The sequence below is a fragment of the Streptomyces tibetensis genome, from assembly GCF_007655005.1.
Taxonomy (GTDB): Bacteria; Actinomycetota; Actinomycetes; order Streptomycetales; family Streptomycetaceae; genus Streptomyces; species Streptomyces tibetensis.
Window position 1 is genome coordinate 59533 of the sequence record NZ_SZVW01000031.1, and the last position, 17441, is coordinate 76973.

Annotated in this window: 17 protein-coding genes; 10 read left to right on the forward strand and 7 right to left on the reverse strand. The window is 73.2% G+C overall.

The features are described 5' to 3' along the window. Nucleotides 1-237: 237 nt before the first annotated feature. Nucleotides 238-1383: an ROK family transcriptional regulator gene (locus FDO69_RS38185; RefSeq protein ID WP_104788097.1), complete on the reverse strand. Its 1146-nt coding sequence runs from the start codon at nucleotides 1381-1383 to the stop codon at nucleotides 238-240. Nucleotides 1384-1635: 252 nt separating this feature from the next. On the opposite strand from FDO69_RS38185, the gene FDO69_RS38190 reads away from it, so the two are divergent. Then, nucleotides 1636-2544, forward strand: coding sequence for an N-acetylglucosamine kinase (locus tag FDO69_RS38190; RefSeq protein ID WP_104788099.1), 909 nt, complete (start codon nucleotides 1636-1638; stop codon nucleotides 2542-2544). A gap of 203 nt (nucleotides 2545-2747) precedes the next feature. Next, nucleotides 2748-4667 (forward strand): phosphatase PAP2 family protein, encoded by a 1920-nt coding sequence (locus tag FDO69_RS38195; protein WP_104788102.1) that lies wholly within the window; start codon nucleotides 2748-2750, stop codon nucleotides 4665-4667. A 246-nt stretch (nucleotides 4668-4913) separates the two neighbouring features. Here FDO69_RS38195 and FDO69_RS38200 read toward each other — a convergent pair whose 3' ends face one another. Together FDO69_RS38200 and FDO69_RS41460 are read right to left on the reverse strand one after the other, a co-directional pair. Then, on the reverse strand, nucleotides 4914-5315 hold the full coding sequence (locus tag FDO69_RS38200) for a DUF3662 domain-containing protein (protein ID WP_104788105.1): 402 nt from the start codon (nucleotides 5313-5315) through the stop codon (nucleotides 4914-4916). Nucleotides 5316-5366: 51 nt separating this feature from the next. Continuing rightward, nucleotides 5367-5528 carry a hypothetical protein gene (locus tag FDO69_RS41460; protein WP_167526769.1) on the reverse strand — a complete coding sequence of 54 codons (162 nt, stop codon included), beginning with the start codon at nucleotides 5526-5528 and terminating at the stop codon, nucleotides 5367-5369. A gap of 155 nt (nucleotides 5529-5683) precedes the next feature. Here FDO69_RS41460 and FDO69_RS38205 point away from each other — a divergent pair, with 155 nt between their 5' ends. The 4 genes from FDO69_RS38205 (at nucleotide 5684) to FDO69_RS38220 (ending at nucleotide 10351) form a co-directional block, all read left to right on the forward strand. Next, complete coding sequence (locus tag FDO69_RS38205; RefSeq protein WP_167526770.1) at nucleotides 5684-6601, forward strand: MurR/RpiR family transcriptional regulator; 918 nt, start codon at nucleotides 5684-5686, stop codon at nucleotides 6599-6601. A gap of 258 nt (nucleotides 6602-6859) precedes the next feature. Then, on the forward strand, nucleotides 6860-7240 hold the full coding sequence (locus FDO69_RS38210) for a hypothetical protein (protein ID WP_170321006.1): 381 nt from the start codon (nucleotides 6860-6862) through the stop codon (nucleotides 7238-7240). A 43-nt stretch (nucleotides 7241-7283) separates the two neighbouring features. Next, nucleotides 7284-7850: an antibiotic biosynthesis monooxygenase gene (locus FDO69_RS38215; RefSeq protein ID WP_104788110.1), complete on the forward strand. Its 567-nt coding sequence runs from the start codon at nucleotides 7284-7286 to the stop codon at nucleotides 7848-7850. A 107-nt stretch (nucleotides 7851-7957) separates the two neighbouring features. Further along, nucleotides 7958-10351 carry a SpoIIE family protein phosphatase gene (locus FDO69_RS38220; protein WP_104788112.1) on the forward strand — a complete coding sequence of 798 codons (2394 nt, stop codon included), beginning with the start codon at nucleotides 7958-7960 and terminating at the stop codon, nucleotides 10349-10351. A gap of 238 nt (nucleotides 10352-10589) precedes the next feature. Here the strand turns inward: FDO69_RS38220 and FDO69_RS38225 are convergent, their stop codons facing one another. Together FDO69_RS38225 and FDO69_RS38230 are read right to left on the reverse strand one after the other, a co-directional pair. Continuing rightward, the gene (locus tag FDO69_RS38225) at nucleotides 10590-11078 is read right to left on the reverse strand and encodes a flavin reductase family protein (protein ID WP_104788185.1); all 489 of its coding nucleotides are present in this window, start codon (nucleotides 11076-11078) and stop codon (nucleotides 10590-10592) included. Between the two features lie 9 nt (nucleotides 11079-11087). Next, entirely contained in the window at nucleotides 11088-11780 is a 693-nt protein-coding gene (locus tag FDO69_RS38230) for a peptidoglycan-binding domain-containing protein (RefSeq protein WP_104788115.1), read from the reverse strand. Nucleotides 11781-11997: 217 nt separating this feature from the next. Here FDO69_RS38230 and FDO69_RS38235 point away from each other — a divergent pair, with 217 nt between their 5' ends. Continuing rightward, on the forward strand, nucleotides 11998-12666 hold the full coding sequence (locus tag FDO69_RS38235; RefSeq protein WP_170321008.1) for a TetR family transcriptional regulator: 669 nt from the start codon (nucleotides 11998-12000) through the stop codon (nucleotides 12664-12666). 151 nt (nucleotides 12667-12817) lie between these two features. Continuing rightward, nucleotides 12818-13228: a Zn-ribbon domain-containing OB-fold protein gene (locus tag FDO69_RS38240; RefSeq protein WP_104788120.1), complete on the forward strand. Its 411-nt coding sequence runs from the start codon at nucleotides 12818-12820 to the stop codon at nucleotides 13226-13228. A gap of 7 nt (nucleotides 13229-13235) precedes the next feature. Here FDO69_RS38240 and FDO69_RS38245 read toward each other — a convergent pair whose 3' ends face one another. Then, nucleotides 13236-13619 carry a PPOX class F420-dependent oxidoreductase gene (locus tag FDO69_RS38245; protein WP_104788123.1) on the reverse strand — a complete coding sequence of 128 codons (384 nt, stop codon included), beginning with the start codon at nucleotides 13617-13619 and terminating at the stop codon, nucleotides 13236-13238. 30 nt (nucleotides 13620-13649) lie between these two features. Further along, complete coding sequence (locus FDO69_RS38250; protein WP_104788126.1) at nucleotides 13650-14828, reverse strand: MalY/PatB family protein; 1179 nt, start codon at nucleotides 14826-14828, stop codon at nucleotides 13650-13652. A gap of 24 nt (nucleotides 14829-14852) precedes the next feature. Here FDO69_RS38250 and FDO69_RS38255 point away from each other — a divergent pair, with 24 nt between their 5' ends. Then, on the forward strand, nucleotides 14853-15842 hold the full coding sequence (locus FDO69_RS38255) for a hypothetical protein (RefSeq protein WP_104788129.1): 990 nt from the start codon (nucleotides 14853-14855) through the stop codon (nucleotides 15840-15842). A 122-nt stretch (nucleotides 15843-15964) separates the two neighbouring features. After that, nucleotides 15965-17311, forward strand: a complete 1347-nt coding sequence (locus FDO69_RS38260; protein ID WP_104788131.1) for a S1 family peptidase — start codon at nucleotides 15965-15967, stop codon at nucleotides 17309-17311. Nucleotides 17312-17441: the final 130 nt, after the last annotated feature.

Here is a 17441-nt window from a genome sequence, read left to right on the forward strand (position 1 = left end):
GCCAGCCGAGGCGGCACGGGTGCATTTTGCAGGAAATTTCGCTTTCCGGGGGCACGGCCTCGCCCGGCCGCATCGCCTTGACGGGTGGGGTCCCCGGCCATGACGGCCGACGTCGCACAAGCACGCCCTCGTGCGGCTGCCGTACTTCGCGTACGGGCGGGAGGCTCACCCGGAGTCGGCGTCCCGGCCAACTCAGAAAGCGCTTGTCCGGACATTGGCACGACGAGTCGGAGGCCGTCAATCCTTCGCCCCGGCGACCTCGGTCACGGTTTGGACTCCTCGGGAAACCGCGAGCCTGGCGGCACCCACGACGGTGCCGAGATCGCCGACCGTGCTGCTGACGACCTCGGTGGGCCAGCTCAGCCGGGCGAGCTCGGCCCGGACACCGTGCAGGAGCTGCGGGTACGCGCCGGTGCTGCCTCCCAGCACGACCAGCCCCGGGTCCAGTACCGCGGTCACGGCGGCGGCCAGCCGGCCCACGTCCACGGCATGGCGGTCGACCACGGCGCGGGCGGCGGCGCGGCCCTGTCCGGCGAAGGCGAAGAGCTCCTCGGCGGTGCGGGGGCAGGGCCCGTCGGTGTCCGGCCAGGCCTCGGCCGCGCGCCGCAGCAGCGAGCGCGAGCCGATGTACTCCTCCAGGGCCTCGTGGCGGGGCTCGCGCCCGTCGTCCCACGGGTAGGGAATCCGGGCCAGCTCACCGGCGGCGCCGTTCGCTCCCCGCAGCACCTGGCCGCCGACGACGATGCCGAGGCCGATACCGACGCCGATCCGAAGGTAGCCGAAGATGTTCCGGCCCCGGGCGGCGCCTTCGTGCAGCTCGGCGAGGGCGGCGCAGTTGACGTTGTTCTCCAGATGGACGGGAACGCCCGGCGGCAGCGCGACGGTCACGGCGTCGAAGACGGGACCGGCCTTCGCGGTCGCCGGACGCATGCCGGTGCCCTCCTTGCGCGGCGCGGTGACGTCACCGACGGCGACGACGATGGTCCGCAGCGGGGCGTCGGCGGGCAGCGCGTCGAGCGCCTCGCGCACGACGTCGGCGGCGCCCTCCCGGGACCCGGTGGCCTCGGCGAGCAGCGTGCCGTCCAGGGCGCAGCCGCGGACCCGGGTGAGGGCGGGGCCGAGGTCGACGGCGAGCACGGCCCCCGCGGCCGGCCCGAGACGGTAGACGGCGGCGTTGCGCCCCGTGCCGCTGGAGGCGGTGCCGGAGTGGGCGGCGAGCCCGACGCTCTCCAGTTCCGCGACGGCGGACGACACCGTCGGCTTGGACAGTCCCGCGAGGCTCGCGAGCTGCGGCCGGGTCGCCCGGCCGGCTCCGGCCAGCACGGCGAACACCGCGCCCGCGCTCTCGGTCAGGCGGGGGGCTCTTGCCAGGTCTTGTTCCAACAGTTACCCCACACAGGTCACGGGCCGCTCTCCCCGGGCGATCGGCTACGCGAACGGCTCCGTGGGATGCGGCGATGGGATTCCTCTTGACGCACTGTACTTCGTTAGTTAACTTCCTAACGAACGTCACGGTACTCGCCTGCCGTGATTCCGCCAGAGGCCCGTCCCGGGGCTTCCAGAGTTGTCAACTGCCCTTCTCTCAGGCACGGTTCGCCCGCCGTCGCAGCACTGCGCACCGACGAAAGAGGATCCGTGCAGGACTCCACCTCCGCCAGCTCCCTCGTGCTCGGCATCGATGTGGGCGGCACCAAGACGCACCTCCGCGCTCTCGCGGGGGACCACCGCGTCGTCGATCACGTCCGTTCGAGTGCCGGCTGGCGGCCGCACGACCCCGCGGCCGCGGCCGGCTGGCTGACCGGCGTGGTCCGCGAGACCCTGCCGGCCGGCGCCGCGCCCTCGGCTCTTGCCGTGGGCGCGCACGCCTGCGAGACACCCCGCCAGTGCGCGCGGATCCGCACCGCTCTGGAGAGTGCCTTCGGCGTGCCCGCACTGGTCGTGGGCGACGCGGAGCTCCTCGTCCCCGCCGCCGGTCTGGACAAGGGCGTCGGCCTGGTCGCCGGCACCGGGTCCGTCGCCGTGGGGCGGCTGCCCGACGGCACCACTGTCCAGGTGGGCGGCTGGGGCGCCGTGCTCGGCGACGAGGGCGGCGCCGCCGGTCTCGTCCGGGAGGCGGCCCGTGCCGCCTGGGCGGCGCACGACCTGGGCGAGGAACCCGACGAGCTGGCGGTCGGCCTCGTGGCCTCGCTGGGCGTGCCGGAGGTACCGGCGCTGGGCGCGGCTCTGGAGAGCGCCACCGACGTCTCCGCCGAGTGGGGCCGGCACGCTCCCGTCGTCTTCGCGGCTGCCGAGGCGGGCTCGACGCTCGCGCGTGCGGTGATCGACGAGGCGGGCCGCTCCCTCGCCGCACTCGTCGCCCGTCTCGCCGCGCGCGGGGCCGTCGTCGACGACGTGGTGGTCGCGGGCGGCACCGTGCTGTCCCAGCCCGCGCTCTACGACGCCCTCACCGCGGCCCTCGCCGGCGCCCTGCCCGCGGCCCGCACCAGGCCGCTGCGGGAGCCGCCGGTCGAGGGCGCGGTGGCACTGGCACGATCACTGCTCTGACGTGCCGGGGCGCGGGTGCCCTCTCGTTCACCCGCGGGACATGTCCCGGTCGCAGCACCCTCGCCGATGGGACACAACCCGGCCGTAGTTCTTCGCTCGTAGACAACACCTGACACACGGGGCACTCAACTCCCCTTCGTATCAGGCAAGATCGCACGATCGCACCCGGCCGCAGGGCCGCAGAACTGAAGAGAGGCACACCCATGCCGTCATCCGCCGGGCACCACTCCCCCACCCTGAACCGGAGGGGTTTCCTCAGAACCTCCCTGGGCGGCTCGGCCGCGCTGGTCGCCGCACCGGCCTTCGTCGGCTGGCTGGGCGCAGCGGATGCCAAGGCAGCCACCGCTCCCGCCGCGTTCGTCGACGACTACAAGACCAACGTCCTGGCGAACCAGACGCCCGAGACCAACGCGGTCGTCCGGGCCCTGGGGGGCTTCGCCCAGATATGGAAGACCGGCGGAGCCTGGAACACCGGCACCCCGCTCATGCCGGACATACTGCGCGCCAACGTGCGCTACTGCGAGCGGATCACCACCGAGCGCACCGACGCGGAGGCCAGGAAGGCTTTCATCATCGACCGGCAGCACCAGAGCTACTCGATGATCGACGGCCTCGGCCCGCTCGCCACGCTCTACAAGACGGGGGCCAAGGCGGTCACGTCGATCACCAGCGCCCCGGACGGCACACCGCCGGCCAAGATCGACGACGCCGTGCCCGCCGACGCCCCGGCGGGCTCCGCGCTGGGCGCCGGCTCGTACGACTCCGAACTGGGCCAGGTGGCCCGGCTGGTGGACACCCTGCGCGGCAACTGGGCGTCCGGAAACCCCGCCAAGTTCGCCTATCTGTATCCGCGGCCGTGGCGGATGAACGAGGACAGCGAGGTCGTCGACACCGGCAGGAAGGACGAGTTCGGCTTCCCGGTGTACGAGTCGAAGGTCGTGGTCGCCCCGCAGCTGCTGCGCCAGCGCAGCGACAAGCCGACCGATGACGGCGGCTTCCCCAGCGGCCACACCAACGCCCTGCACCTGGCCTCGCTGGCCTACGCGTACGCGGTTCCCGAGCGCTTCCAGGAGCTGGTGACGCGCGCCCTGGAACTCGCCCACACCCGGATCGTCGCCGGCATGCACTCCCCCGTCGACGTGCTCGGCGGCCGGATCATGGCCACCGCGCTGGCCGCCGCCACCCTGGCGGACCCGGCCAACTCGGGGCTCAAGGCGGCGGCCCGCGCCCAGGCCCTGGCCTATTTCACGGAGAAGACCGGTACGACGGCGGACACCCTGTACGCGTACGCGCACTCCGCGGACACCGGGACCGACCCCTACGCCGACCGGGAGGCCAACGCCCGCGCGGCCCGGCCCCGGCTGACGTACATCCTGCCCCGCCGCGGCCGCAAGGACCCGCTCACGGTTCCGAAGGGCGCGGAGGTGCTGCTGGAGACGCGGCTGCCGTACCTGACCGCGGCCCAGCGGCGCGAGGTGCTGCGGACGACCGCGCTGCCGTCGGGCTACGTGCTGCTGGACGGCTTCGAACAGTGGGGGCGGCTGAACCTGTTCGCCGCGGCGGACGGTTACGGCGCCTTCGAGCGGGACGTCGTCGTGACGCTGGACGCGGCGGCCGGGGGCTTCCACGCGGCCGACAGCTGGCGCAACGACATCGAGGGCGAGGGCGGCCTGACCAAGCGCGGTTCGGGCACGCTCACCCTGACGGGCCACAACTGCTACCACGGCGGGACCGCCGTCGAGGCCGGCACCCTGGTCGCCGCCTCGCCGGGCGCCCTCGGCGAGGGCGACGTGCACGTCACGGGCGGCACGCTCCGCGTGGACGAGGTCGCGCGGGTGCGCGGCTCGTTCGTCCAGGAGGGCGAGTCGGCGTTGGAGCTGCCGCTGCGCAGGAAGCACGGCCCGGCCCTGACGGTGCGCCGTCGGGTTCTGCTGGGCCGGGGCAGCGTGCTGTCCCTGCGGCTCGACGCCGAGCGGCCGCCGGCCGCGGGGACGACCGTTCCCGTCCTGTCGGCTTCGCAGCTGCGCGGCCGGTTCGACCGTGTCGAGCTGGACTCGACGTCGCTGCGGGCCGTGCCGGTGTACACGGCTGACGGTCTGTCGGTGCGACTCGTGAGGCGGTAGCGCCTTCTTCGGCGGGGGCTGATGCGCAGTGGGGCCATGACGGACCCCTGAATCGCTCCCGCCGTTCCGCGGCCCGTGTCACTGTCGCCCCCGGCACCACGCCCGCTCCCGGGGCGGGCCGACCGGACTGCCGGGCACGCCGGGCCGCGCCCAGCGCGGGCCGGGCAGTCGGCGGCAGCCGCCCCGTCGACGATGTCCGGCACTCGATCACGCCGTACCGCCGCCGAGTGGCGGGGCACGCACAGGTCAGTGGGCCGCGTAGAAGAACCCGTCCGCGCTCACGTGCTGCATGACCCTGCTCGCCACCCGGTAGCGGCCGTTGGGCACCTCGGGGCACTTCGCCACGTGGACCGCGAGCGGGCCGGCGAACTCGTAACCGCGGCGTTCCGCGTGGCGGGACAGGCTGTCGGTGAGGGCCTGGCCCACGTCGGTGCCGGTGCGGGTCAGATGGTCGTGCACGTCGTCGGGGAGCTCCACGTCATAGGCGTTGGGGACCATGACGCGGCCCTCACGGCACACGACGGCGTTGTCGTCGCACTCGCGCCGCAGGGCGTCGAGGACCTCGACCGGTTCCTTGTCGAGGAGCCGCGCCCACAGCGCGTCCCAGCGGTTCTCCAGGGTCTGTTCCAGCGCACTCAGCGCGCTCATGCCGTCTCTCCTGCCGGAAGCGTCGTCGGTTGGTCGGGGGCGGGGATGTCCCTAGCGGTCGCCGAAGTCGTCGGGGCGCACCTCGGCCTCCTCCAGGGCCTCGCGCATCGTGCGGCCGGTGGCGCCCGGCGGGCGCGTGCGGTTCTCGTCGTGCTGTTCCAGCAGTTCGTCGGTGGTCTGCGTCTTGGGCCGGTTCTCCTCGGGGACGGTCATGACGTCAGCTCCTCACTTCGATCGCGTGCGGCGGCGGGTTCCCGCCCGGCGTACGGGTAACCCACTGCCGGGCAGCTCATGCTGCCCGGAGAAGCCCTGGTCACCATGTGCGTGAGCTATGTTGAACGTCCGTGGGAGACGAAGGAGGCGCACCGGTGCCATCGCCGCAGCAGGCACGCGCACAGGCATCCGCGATCACCTCGGGGAAGGCCGCCCCCGAAGCGGAGGTTTCCCCGTCTGCCCAGCTCAGGGCGCTCTTCGACCGTCCTCGGCTGTCCCCGGGGCAGCGGCGTATCGCGCAGTACCTGATCGAGCACATCACCGAGGCGGCGTTCCTGTCGATCACGGATCTCGCGGACCGGGTCGGCGTCAGCCAGCCCTCGGTGACGCGGTTCGCCTCGGCGGTCGGCTTCAGCGGTTACCCCGCGCTGCGGGAGAAGCTGCAGTCGATCGCGCTGGGCACCCTCGCCGTCGGCCCGGCCGAGGAGATGCGGGGCAACGAACTGCAGGCTGCGGTCGACGCCGAGATCGAGAACCTGGAGAACCTGCGGCGGGACCTGGCCGACCCGAGCGTGGTCATCGACGTCGGCCGCAAGCTCTCGTCCTCGGCCCCCCTGACGATCCTCGGGCTGCGCATCTCCGTCTCGCTCGCCGAGTACTTCGCCTATGCCGCCCGCCGGATCCATCCGGACGTGCGCCTCGTGACCCGGGGCGGCAGCGTCGCCTACGACGCGCTGCTGCAGTCGCGTGAGGCGGGCGGGACATGGGTGCTGGCGTTCTCCATGCCCCGGCACGCCCAGGAGACCCTGACCGCTGTGCGGGTCGCGCGGGGCGCCGGGCTCAAGGTCGCCCTGATCACCGATCTCGCGCTCGGGCCGCTCGCGGACGAGGCCGACGTCGTCTTCGCCATCGGGACGGGGTCGCGACTGGTGTTCGACTCCTACGCGGCCCCGGGCGTGATGTGCTCGGCGCTGCTGCAGGCCATGACGGACGCGGATCCGGAGCGGACGCAGGCGCGGCTGGAGGAGTACGAGCAGGTCGCCGACCAGCACCAGTTCTTCCTCAGGGACTGAGCGGCGCCCGTGGCTCCCACAAGGGGACCATCCACAACAAAGCGCGCATGAATGTTTTCATGCTCCTTGCAAACCGGATGGCATATATAAATACTGCTCACGGATCGCGACCCGGCCGGTTCCGGATCCGTTCCGCACCCGTGGAGCCGGGTCCTACCCACTCCGGGTCCCGGGTGTCCGTGGCGGCCCCGGTCATCCCCTGGGCCGGGGCCGCCCCGACCCGTCGTCCACCCTTACGACGCCGCACACCCGGAAGCGATGATCATGCAACTGACGACCACGCGCATCAGCCCCGACTGGCCCTGCCAGGTCAAGACGCCCGGGAGCTACGACTGGGAGCGCTCGGCGGCCAAGTGGCTGCGCGAACTGGTGCCCACGCGCTACGCCGGCTACCCCGTGTTCATCCGCCACCCCGTCCTCCTCGCCCGGCACGCCCACATCCAGGTCCAGAACGAGATCCGGGTCGCCCGCACCGCCCTGCAGACCGCCCGCGCCGACCTGCCCGGACTGGGCCTGCACGAGGGGGTCATCGAGCACACGATCAAGTTGTACGCGGCCGAGGTCATGCAGCTCCAGCACATCGCGCGCAGCGTCCGGGCGGTCACCCAGGCCCTGGTGGAGGCGAACCGCCAGCCGTGAGCCGCCGGGCATGACCGGCGCCGCGCGTGGCACACGTGGGGGAATGAGCACCACGAAAGGCCGGCGCGGCGAGCCGGTGACCACGGTCCTGACCTGGCAGGTGCGTCCCGGCCGGGAGCAGCGGTTCGAGGAGTGGACGCACGGCATCACCCGCTGCGCGAGACAGTTCCCCGGCAACGAGGGCGTCTCCTGGCTGACCCCCGAGGACGGCCACCGCTACCACGCGGTGCTGCGGTGGTCCGATCAGCACCGGCTCGCCGCCTGGCTGGAGTCCGAGGAGCGTGCGCGCTGGCACCGGCGGATCGAGGACGTGGCCACCGAGGTCAGCAGCGAACGCCAGTCGACGAGCGGGATGGAGACCTGGTTCAGCCTGCCGGGCACCACCGTGCAGGCACCGCCCCGCTGGAAGATGGTCCTCACCACCTTCCTCGGCGCCTACCCCTTCACCCTGCTCATCCAGTGGCTGGTGACGCCGCACACCACCGGCTGGCCGCTGCCCCTTCGGGCCGCCGTCTTCCCGCTGGTGCTGCTGCCGCTCCTGACGTACCTGGTGATGCCGCGGCTCAGCCGGCTGCTGCGGCTGTGGCTGTATCCGCGCGACGGGAACTGAGCGGTTCTCCGCGAGGCAGATGTGGCCCGAGGGGCCACGGAGGTGGACGGGCGGTCCGTGCGCACAAGGCGGTCTGCGAATCGGGCCAGGTGTGCGATGCTCAACGCGTGACGAGCGAGCCCGTGACGCCGGCGCAGCCCGGTGCCGCACCGGACCTGGTCGAACTGGCCAAGATCGTCGCCCGGCAGCGCGCGGAGATGGACCGGCTGCGCGACCAGGCGGCCGTCTCCGCTGTCGTGGAACGGGCCAAGGGCGCGGTGATGGCGCTGACCGGCTGCTCCGCGGACGCCGCAGGTGAGCAGCTGCTCCAGCGGGCCAAGTCCGCCCGGCACACCCTGCTGGAGGAGTGCTGGATCACCCTCGGCACACTCGCGCCGATGCCGCCCGGCCCGGGCAGGCCGAGCGAGCCCCACGGCACCGAGGCGGCCGGTTGGGCAGGTGCCGAGGACCAGCCGGATGTGCCGGACGACGTCACCGCCGCCCTGGCCCGCCTCGGCCAGGCCCTCGTTCGGGTGATGACACCGCACGACCTCGCCCGGTGCCTGCTGGAGCATCTCGGCCCCGACATGTCGGCGGACGCGGTCCTGATCTACGCCCGCAGGCCCGACGGCGGCCTGGAACTGATCGGGCACGCGGGGATCGACGACAAACTGGCGGCCCAGTGGTGCCAGGTGCCGCCGCTGAGCGGAATGGCGGCGCTGGACGCGCTGCAGGCGGGCGAGCCGCGCTGGCTGGAGGACTTCGCCGCGGACCAGCAGCGGTACCTGCTCATAGGGGACCCTCCCGACCGGTGGCGCTCGCGGGCCTGGCTGCCCGTGCTCGCCGCGGGCTCCGCCGAGGTCTGCATCGGAGTGCTGCGCGGCCGTGCCGGGGCGTTCACGCCGCGCGACCGCGCCCACCTGCGGGGCGTCACCGGGCTGTGCGCCGGCCGGCTGCGCGCCTTCGAGATCCCGCCCGAGCGCGACTCCGACGCCGCCACGGACGCGGTGCAGGCGCTGTTCGAGGCACTGCCGGTGGCGGCCATGCTGCTCACGCCACTGCGGGACGCGACGGGCGAGACCGAGGACTTCCGGGTGGAGGCCGCGACCACCCAGGTGAGCGATCTGCTGGGCCGGACCGGTGAGGAACCGGCGGGGCGGCGGCTGCTGGAGCTGCGGCCGGCTCTGGCGGCCGAGCCGCTGTGGCAGGGCTGTCTGCAGGTGCTGGCCACCGGGACGGCGTACGAGGGCGAGCCGTTCGCGCACGAGGAGGTCGTGGCGGGCGTCGCCGAGCTGTCCGTGTACACGGCACGGGTGGCGCCGCTGGGCGACGCCCTCGTCGTCTCGTGGATCCGGCACGGCTCCTCCGACCGGCAGGAGCAGCGGCTGGCGGACCTGCAGCGGCTGGGGAATCTCGGCTGGGCGAACTGGAACCTGGCCACGCAGGAGGCGTCCTGGTCGACCCAGGTGTTCTCCCTCCTCGGCCGGGACCCGGCGCACGGTCCGGTGCCCCTGCCCGACGTGCCGGAGCTCGCGCTGCCGGAGGACACGCCCGCGCTGACGCGCGCGGTCGGGGAACTCGTCCACGGCGGGCGGCCGTTCGACGTGCCGTTCCGGATCCGGACGAGCGGCGGCATCCGGCATCTGCGACTGGTGGCGGAAGCGGTGCCCGACCGGCACGGCACACCCGTGGAGGTGCACGGCTTCGTACAGGACATGACCGCCCGGCGGCGGGCCGAGCTGGCCCTGGTCGAGAGCGAGCGGGCGATCCTGACGCAGCACGACGTGCTCCAGGCCGAGCGGACCCTGGCCTCCCGGCTCCAGCACGCGCTGCTGCCGATGTCCAACCGGCCCGTGCACCTGGCCGGGTTGCGCGTCGAGGTCGCCTATCTGCCGGCCCAGTCGGGTGTGCACGTGGGCGGTGACTGGTTCAGTGCCATCGAACTGCCCGACGGGGACGCGCTGCTGGTGGTCGGCGACGTCGCCGGGCACGGGGTCGACGCCGTGGCCACGATGGCCCAGCTCCGGTTCACCGCCAAGGGCATGGTCATCACGGGCTCGTCCCTGACCGGTGCGCTCGCCCGGCTGAACACGCTGCTGCTGCACTCACGCGACTCCCACACGACCGCCACGATGGTGCTGGCCCGCTACGAACCCCGCCGCCGGCGCCTGGTCTGGGCCCAGGCCGGGCATCCCCCGCCGCTGCTGCTGCGTGACGGGAAGGCGCGGTATCTGCGCCGCCCCGGCGGCATGCTGCTCGGGGCGGCCGCCACACCGGTCTACCAGGAGGCGGAGTGCCGTCTCGATCCGGGCGACCGGCTGATCCTGTACACCGACGGCCTGGTCGAGCACCCTCCGGACAGCATCGACCGGGGGCTGGAACAGCTCGCCGAGGCGGTGGCGGCTCCGCACGGCGACGGCCCCGGGTCGCTGGGGCCGTTGCTCGCGCGGATGCTGCCGGACGTGCGGCGGGACGACGTGTGCGTGGTGGACGTCCGGGTCCCCGGGGTCCAGGACCGGTAGAACACGCCCGCCTCACGAGTCCCCGCGGTGGCGCCAGTACCACCACAGGCCCACGAGCAGGGCCAGCAGGAACAGGGTGGGCAGCACCAGGCCGGGGATGCGGGAGCCGTTCATGGGCGTGGCCTTCGGTTCGCGGCGGTTCGGGCGCCTCGTGCGGCGCTCAGGCCCAGGGTGAGGCCGCATGGCCATTGCGTTCCGCCCTTTTCCTCAGCCGTTGCCCGGCGTTCGAGGAAATTCGTCAGTCGACGGGGTGGCCCGGGTCGATGGTGACGGCCTCGGACAGGCGCAGCAGCGGCCCGTCGTCCTCCCGGTGGCCGCCCCACTCGACCGGGTCGAGGACGAAGCCGATGTGGTCGCCGCCGCCCGTGCGCGTCACGATCCGGCCGACGAACCAGGCCCGCGCGTCCCGCAGGACCAGGGCCCCGCCGTACGCCTCCCGCAGGGGGACGTCCCGGAATTTGTCGGTCCGATCGCCGGTGTGCCCGCCGAACAGCTCGGCGAGGGCGTGCTGTTCGCGGCCGAGCAGGTGCACGGCGAGGACGTCCGCGTTCCGGGCCACCCGGAAGGTGTGGTTGAGCTCGGACAGCCACACCACGAACCGCACGGGCCGCAGCGAGCACTGCGAGGCGAACCCGACCAGGCAGCCCGCCCGTTCACCCCCTGCGGCGGCGGTGACCACGTACATCTCGGGGTTCAGCCGGTCGATGAACTCGTCCATGCCGGCCATGGTCACACATCAGCCCGTGCCCGCCGGGGTGCGGGACTCCAGGGCCGCCCGGGTGTCGTTGCCGTAGACACCGGTCTCGTCGCCGCGGATGCCGTACCAGAGCTGGAAGCGGGCGACCGCCGCGGTGAGGGTGGGGTCGTAGCGACCGCTGGTGGAGCCGTCCCGGTAGACGTCCGGGATGCGCAGGAGGCGTTGCTGGAGCTCGGCCACCTCCGGGCCGGATGCCCCCTCGCGCAGTGTGCCGGCCCCGTCCGGGTCCACGGGTGCGGCGGCGGGCGGGGGGGGCGAAGGGGGTGCGGGGTCAGGGGTGGAGGGGGCGGACCGGGGTGGCGCGGGCGCGGGCGCCGCGCTGTCGTCGGTGTGCTCGCCGCGGAGCAGGAGCGCACCGCCGAAGCCGATCACCGCGGCCGCGAGGACGGCCACCGCGACGGCGGCGCGGCGCAGCCCGGCTCCCTGGGGCACGGCGTCCGTGTGCCGGCGCATCTCGCGTGCGACGGGCGGGAGTTCCTGCGTCAGTGCCTCGGAGCCGGCCGGCGGTCCGGGCAACGCGACGGACTCGTAGCCGACGGGTTCCTGACCGGTTTCCCGCCGGAACTCCCGCATCAGTTCGGCGAGCGCGTCGGTGCGGCGGGGCCGCAGGACGCGGATGGGTTCGAGGGCCGGGCCGTCCTGCGGCGGCCTGGGCTCGGACGGTGTCGACACGTTGCTCTCCTTCGTCCGGGCCCGGGGCGCCCGTCTTCGAGGATCGTCCGCCCTTGGATACGCGGCCGCCGCGGCCGGGGTTCAGAGGACGGTCCTGTCCGATGGGCAGAGCACTCAGTACCTCCGGGCGAGTGCACCGAGTGCCACGTCCCGTCCGGGTGCTACGTTCGCGCTCATGAGCTCCGAGAAAGCCGAGGCGGGCACCGGGAAGCCGCCCATGCGGGACGCCTTGGTGGCGGCGGCCTTCCAGCTGTTTCTGGAGCGGGGGTACGAGCAGACCACCGTCGACGACATCGTCGCCCTCGCCGGAGTCGGACGGCGCTCGTTCTTCCGCTACTTCCCCTCCAAGGAGGACGTGGTCTTCCCGGACCATGAGCGCTGCCTGGCCGACATGACGGACTTCCTGGCGGACGGCTCCGACGACGACGAACCCGTGGGGCGGGTCTGCGACGCGGCCCGGCTCGTGCTGCGCATGTACGCCGAGAACCCGACGTTCTCCGTGCAGCGCTACCGCCTCACCCAGCAGGTCCCGGGCCTGCGCGCCTACGAACTGTCGGTGGTGTGGCGCTACGAGCGGGCCCTCGCCGCGTACCTGCGCCGGCGCTTCGCCGCCTGCCGGGACGGCACCCTGCAGGCCGACGTGATCGCGGCGGCGGTGGTCGCGGCGCACAACAACGCGCTGCGTTCCTGGCTGCGTTCGGACGGGCAGGGCGAGGCGAGCGCGGCGGTCGACCGCGCGCTGGCCTATGTGCAGTCGGCGTTCGGCGGCGTACCGGTGCCGCCCGTCATGGAGCAGCCGGAGGACGTGGTGGTCGTCGTGTCACGGCGCGGGGCACCGCTGTGGCGGGTCGTGCAGGAGATCGAGACGACGCTGGGGCGGGGCTGAGCCTCGCCACATTGAGGGTACGGAGTGCCTTTACGAGTGGCACTGAGTGCCATACTCTGTGCTGCGTGCACGGTGGCACGGCGAGCCGCGCACCCGTGTGCGCGAGTGATCGCGTACACGGATTCCGGCCGAGTGCAGGGAGTTGTCCAGCGTGTACCACTCAGGAAGCGTCACTCAGCAGGCAGCCGGCTCCGCGACGGGTCTGCTCGACCCGAGGGGCCAGGACTCCGAGGCCATCCTCTACCAGCGCTGCACCTGGTGCGGCACCGCCATGTACCACCGGGTGCTCTGTCCGGTCTGCCGGGGCAGCGAGCTGCGCACGGAGCGGGCCGAGGGCACCGGCACGGTGCGCCACTCCACCGTGGTGCACCGCAACACACCCGCGGCGCGCAACGTCTCCCTGATCGAGATGGCCGAGGGCTTCGTGGTACGCGGCCGGGTGATGGGCCCGCCGATCGGCATCCACAGCGGCGACCGGGTGCGGCTGTCCACGGCCAAGGACCCGGTACGGGGCGAGCCGGTCTTCCAGCTCCTGGACGAGCCGTACCGGGCCTGGAGCTGACGCCTGCTCAGCTGAGAGTGATACGGATGCCCACGGTGCCGTCCACGCCCCGGCGCAACCGGCTGCCGAGCAGGGTGAGCCGGCCCGTCAGGCCGTACTTGCGGGCGACCAGCTGCCGGTAGCGGCCGGTGGTGGCGGGGTCGCAGATCTCCGCCGTCGCGGGCACTTGGTCACCGGTGGGATTGCCGCGCAGGTCGCAGGGGCCGACCAGGACGTCGGCGCGGTTGCGGATCCGCTTCACCTTCCAGGAGTCGGCGGGCGTCCACGCGCCGAGCGCCGCACCGTCGCGTACCACCCAGACCGGAGTGGCGACCGGTGTGCCGTTCCTGCGGTAGCTCGTGATCAGCAGGTACTTTCCCGCGCCGAGTGCGTCCAGCGTCGTGTCGTCCATGGCGGGCAGTGTACGAGCGCGCGCCGAGGCTCAGCGCAGCGCCGCCGCCATTTTGCGCACCGCCTCCGTGAGCACCTCCTGCGAGGTCCCCAGGTTGAGCCGGGCATGGCCGGCACCGCCCGTGCCGAAGGGAAGGCCGGAGCTGAGGGCGACCCTGCCGCGGCGCAGGAACACGTCGGCCGGGTCGTCGCCGAGCCTCAGGGCGCGGCAGTCGAGCCAGGCCAGGTAGGTGGCGTCGCCCGGCCGGTAGCGGATCGCGGGCAGATGCTCGGCCAGCAGGTCCGCGAGCAGCCACCGGTTGGCATCGAGGCCGGCCAGCAGGGCGTCCAGCCAGGTGACGCCGTCGCGCAGGGCGGCGGTGTGGGCGATGACGGCGACGTGGCTGGGGCCGTGCCCCACCTCCTCGGGCATCCGCTCCAGGTCGGCGGCGGCGCCGGGCCCGGCGATCGCGAGGGCGGCCTTGAGCCCGGGCAGGTTCCAGCCCTTCGAGGCGGACATCAGCGACAGGCCGCGCTCGGCGCCCGGCACACTCAGATACGGCACGAAGCCGGCGTCGCCGAGCACGAGCGGGGAGTGGATCTCGTCGGCGACGACGCGCACGCCGTACCGCTCGGCGAGGGCCGCGACGGCGGACAACTCCGCGGCCGTGTGCACGGTGCCGGTCGGGTTGTGGGGGTTGCACAGCAGGTAGGCGGCCCGTCCCCGGTCCGTCACGGCCCGTCGGAAGGTCTCCTCCAGGACGTCGAGGTCCAGGCGCCCGTCCGCCCCGAGCGGGGCCTCGGCCACCCGGCGGTCCATGTGCTCCACGAACAGGTAGAACGGCGGGTACACGGGCGGGTTCACGACCACGGTGTCGCCGGGGCCGGTGACCAGTCTGAGCATCTCGACGACGCCCAGCATGACGTCGGGCACGATCGCGGTCCGCTCCACCGCGAGCCCGTCCCAGCCCCACCGCTTCCCGGCGAAGTCCGCCAGGGCCTCCGCGTAGGCGGTGCCGGCCGGGTAGCCGGTGTCGCCGAGGTGGAGCGCATCGGTGACGGCACGCACGACGGACGGCGCGAGCGGCACGTCCATCTCGGCCACCCACAGCGGCAGCACGTCCTCGGGGTGGGTGCGCCACTTCATGCTCGTGCGCTGCCGGAGGCGGTGGAGGGGGAGGACTTGCAGGGGATTCGGTTCACCGGACGACTCGTGCGGGATCCTGGTCATGGGCACACGATAGGGGGCTGTGCGGTGAGCGGGAATCTTGCGGACGGGGAGCGGGGCGGGGCTGCGGACGCGGTCCTGGAGGTCGCCTGCGACGAGTCGGGGTCGGACGGTGAGAACCTCACCGGCGGGAACACGGACGTGTTCGCGCACGCCGGCGTCTCGCTGTCCGAGGCGGAGGCCGCGGCGACGGTACGGGAGATCCGGGACCGGATCAGGTCACCGGCCGAGGAGTACAAGGCGAACCACTTGCTGCGGGAGAAGCACCGCGCGGTGCTGGAGTGGCTGCTCGCGCCGCGGGGGCCGATCGACGGGCGGGCGCGGGTGCACCTCATGGAGAAGACGTTCTTCGTGGTGGACCGGACTTTGGGACTGCTGCTGGACGACGCGGGTGAGGCGGCCGTCCTGTTCCGCGCGGGGCGCCCGGCTTTCGGGGAGACCGGCTGGCGGGCGTTCCTTCAGGCGGCCAACCAGCTGCTGCGGGTCCGTCAGGACGGGGACCCGGTGGACGCTTTCTACGGCACCGTCGACACCCTGCTCCGGGCACGGCCGCGGACGGACGCGGCGAGCATCCTGGAGCGGCTCGCCGCGACCCGGCCCCGCGCGGTGTCCTACCGGGAGGGCCTCCTGGCCGGGCCGCCGCTGATCCCACCGCTCAACCCGCTGCTCCCGGCGATCGTGCGTACGGCCGCGCTCTGGAGCCGGGACGGCCGGCCGGTCCACCTCGTGCACGACCGGCAGAACATGCTGACTCCGGACCGCATCGCCTGGATCGAGGGGGCGGCCCGGCGGGCCGGGAGCGGCCTGGCCGGGCTGCGGCTCGTCGTGGCGCGTGACGACGCACGGGTGCAGGTGGCGGACTTCCTCGCCGGGATCGCCCGCAAGATCGCCTCCGACGAGCTGAACGGCCGCGGGGACCCGGGGCTCACCACCCTGCTGCGGCCCTACGTCGATCCGGGCTCGGTGTGGGGCGACGCTCGCAGCGGGGCCCTGCTCGCGGACCCGGTCGCCGGGTGACGCAGAAGAGATCACCGGTGCGCTGAACGCGGCAGGGCCGCGCCCCGTATGAATGAGGGGCACTCAACTCCGAGAGGGCCCTGCGGTGTTCACATCGTGATGTTCGGGTTCGGGAGCCATGCATGAGGCACGCACGACGACGGGTCGTCCGGCGAGTGACACGGCTGGCGGCCGTCGGCGGACTCCTCCTCGGAGGAGCCATGGTCACCACCGCCGTGGCGAGCGAGCAGGCGACCCCGTCCATCGGCGTCCCGTTCACCGCCCCGCCGGCGACCGGCGAGGGCACCGACCTCGTGTCCCGGCTCGGCAACACGCGCACGGCGGGCAGCTGGATCGACACGTCCGGGCGGCCGGTCGTCGCGGTGACCGACGAGAAGGCCGCCGCCGAGGTGAAGCGCGCCGGAGCCCAGGCCAAGATGGTCAGCCACAGCATGAGCGACCTCAAGTCCGCCGCGGCGACGTTGCGTTCGGCCCCCCGGGTCTCCGGCACCTCGTGGGCCCTCGACTACAAGAACAACCAGGTGGTGGTACGGGGCGACAGCACGGTCTCCGCCTCCGCCTGGTCCAGGATGACGGAGGTCGCCGAGGGCATCGGCTCCTTCGTGCGCATGGAGCGCACCGAGGGCACGTTCACGACACGGCTCAACGGCGCGCAACCCATCCTGTCGACCGCCGGGCGCTGTTCGGCGGGCTTCAACGTGACCGACGGGGAGAGCGACTTCATCCTCACGGCGGGACACTGCGGTCCCGACGGTTCCGTCTGGTTCGCCGACGACCGGGGCCGGCAGCAGGTCGGCACCTCGCTCAAGGGGAGCTTTCCCGGCGACGACTACTCGCTGGTGAAGTACGACGCCGGCCGCGCGGGCAAGGGCGCGGACGTGGTGGCGGTCGGTGACGGCAAGGGCGTGCGGATCACGGGCGTCGCCGACGCGGAGGTCGGGCAGCAGGTCTTCCGCAGCGGCAGCACCAGCGGACTGCGCGAGGGAGAGGTGACCGCGCTCAACGCCACGGTCAACTACCCCGAGGGAACGGTCAGCGGCCTCATCGAGACGAACGTGTGCGCGGAACCCGGTGACAGCGGAGGCCCGATGTTCGCCGACGGCATCGCGCTCGGCCTGACGTCGGGCGGCAGCGGGGACTGCAAGGCGGGCGGTACGACGTTCTTCCAGCCGGTGACGAAGGCGCTGACCGAGCTGGGCGTCAAGCTGATCGTGGCCAAGTCGGCCGGCGGCACGGGCGCCGCACCCGCCCCGTCGGCGTCGCAGGGCGCGGCCTCACCGGGTACGTCGGCGCCGATCACGGGCACGGACGTGTCGACCCTGCTGGGCCGCCTCACCGACCCGCGCAATGTCGGCCCGGGCATGCTCGTCATCGCGGGCAGCCTCGTCGCCCTGGTGGCCACCCGCTGGATCCGGGCGGAGCAGGACCGCAAGGCGTATCGGCAGTACTACTCGGCGACTTGGGGATGATGCCGGCGACGGCCGGCCGTCGGCGGTGTCCCCGTCGGCCCAGCGCGAGCGGCACGGTCGCGGCCCTCGTGCCCAGCAGCCCCACCGCCTGACACAACGATGCCGGGGACGACGGCCGAGGACAGCGCGA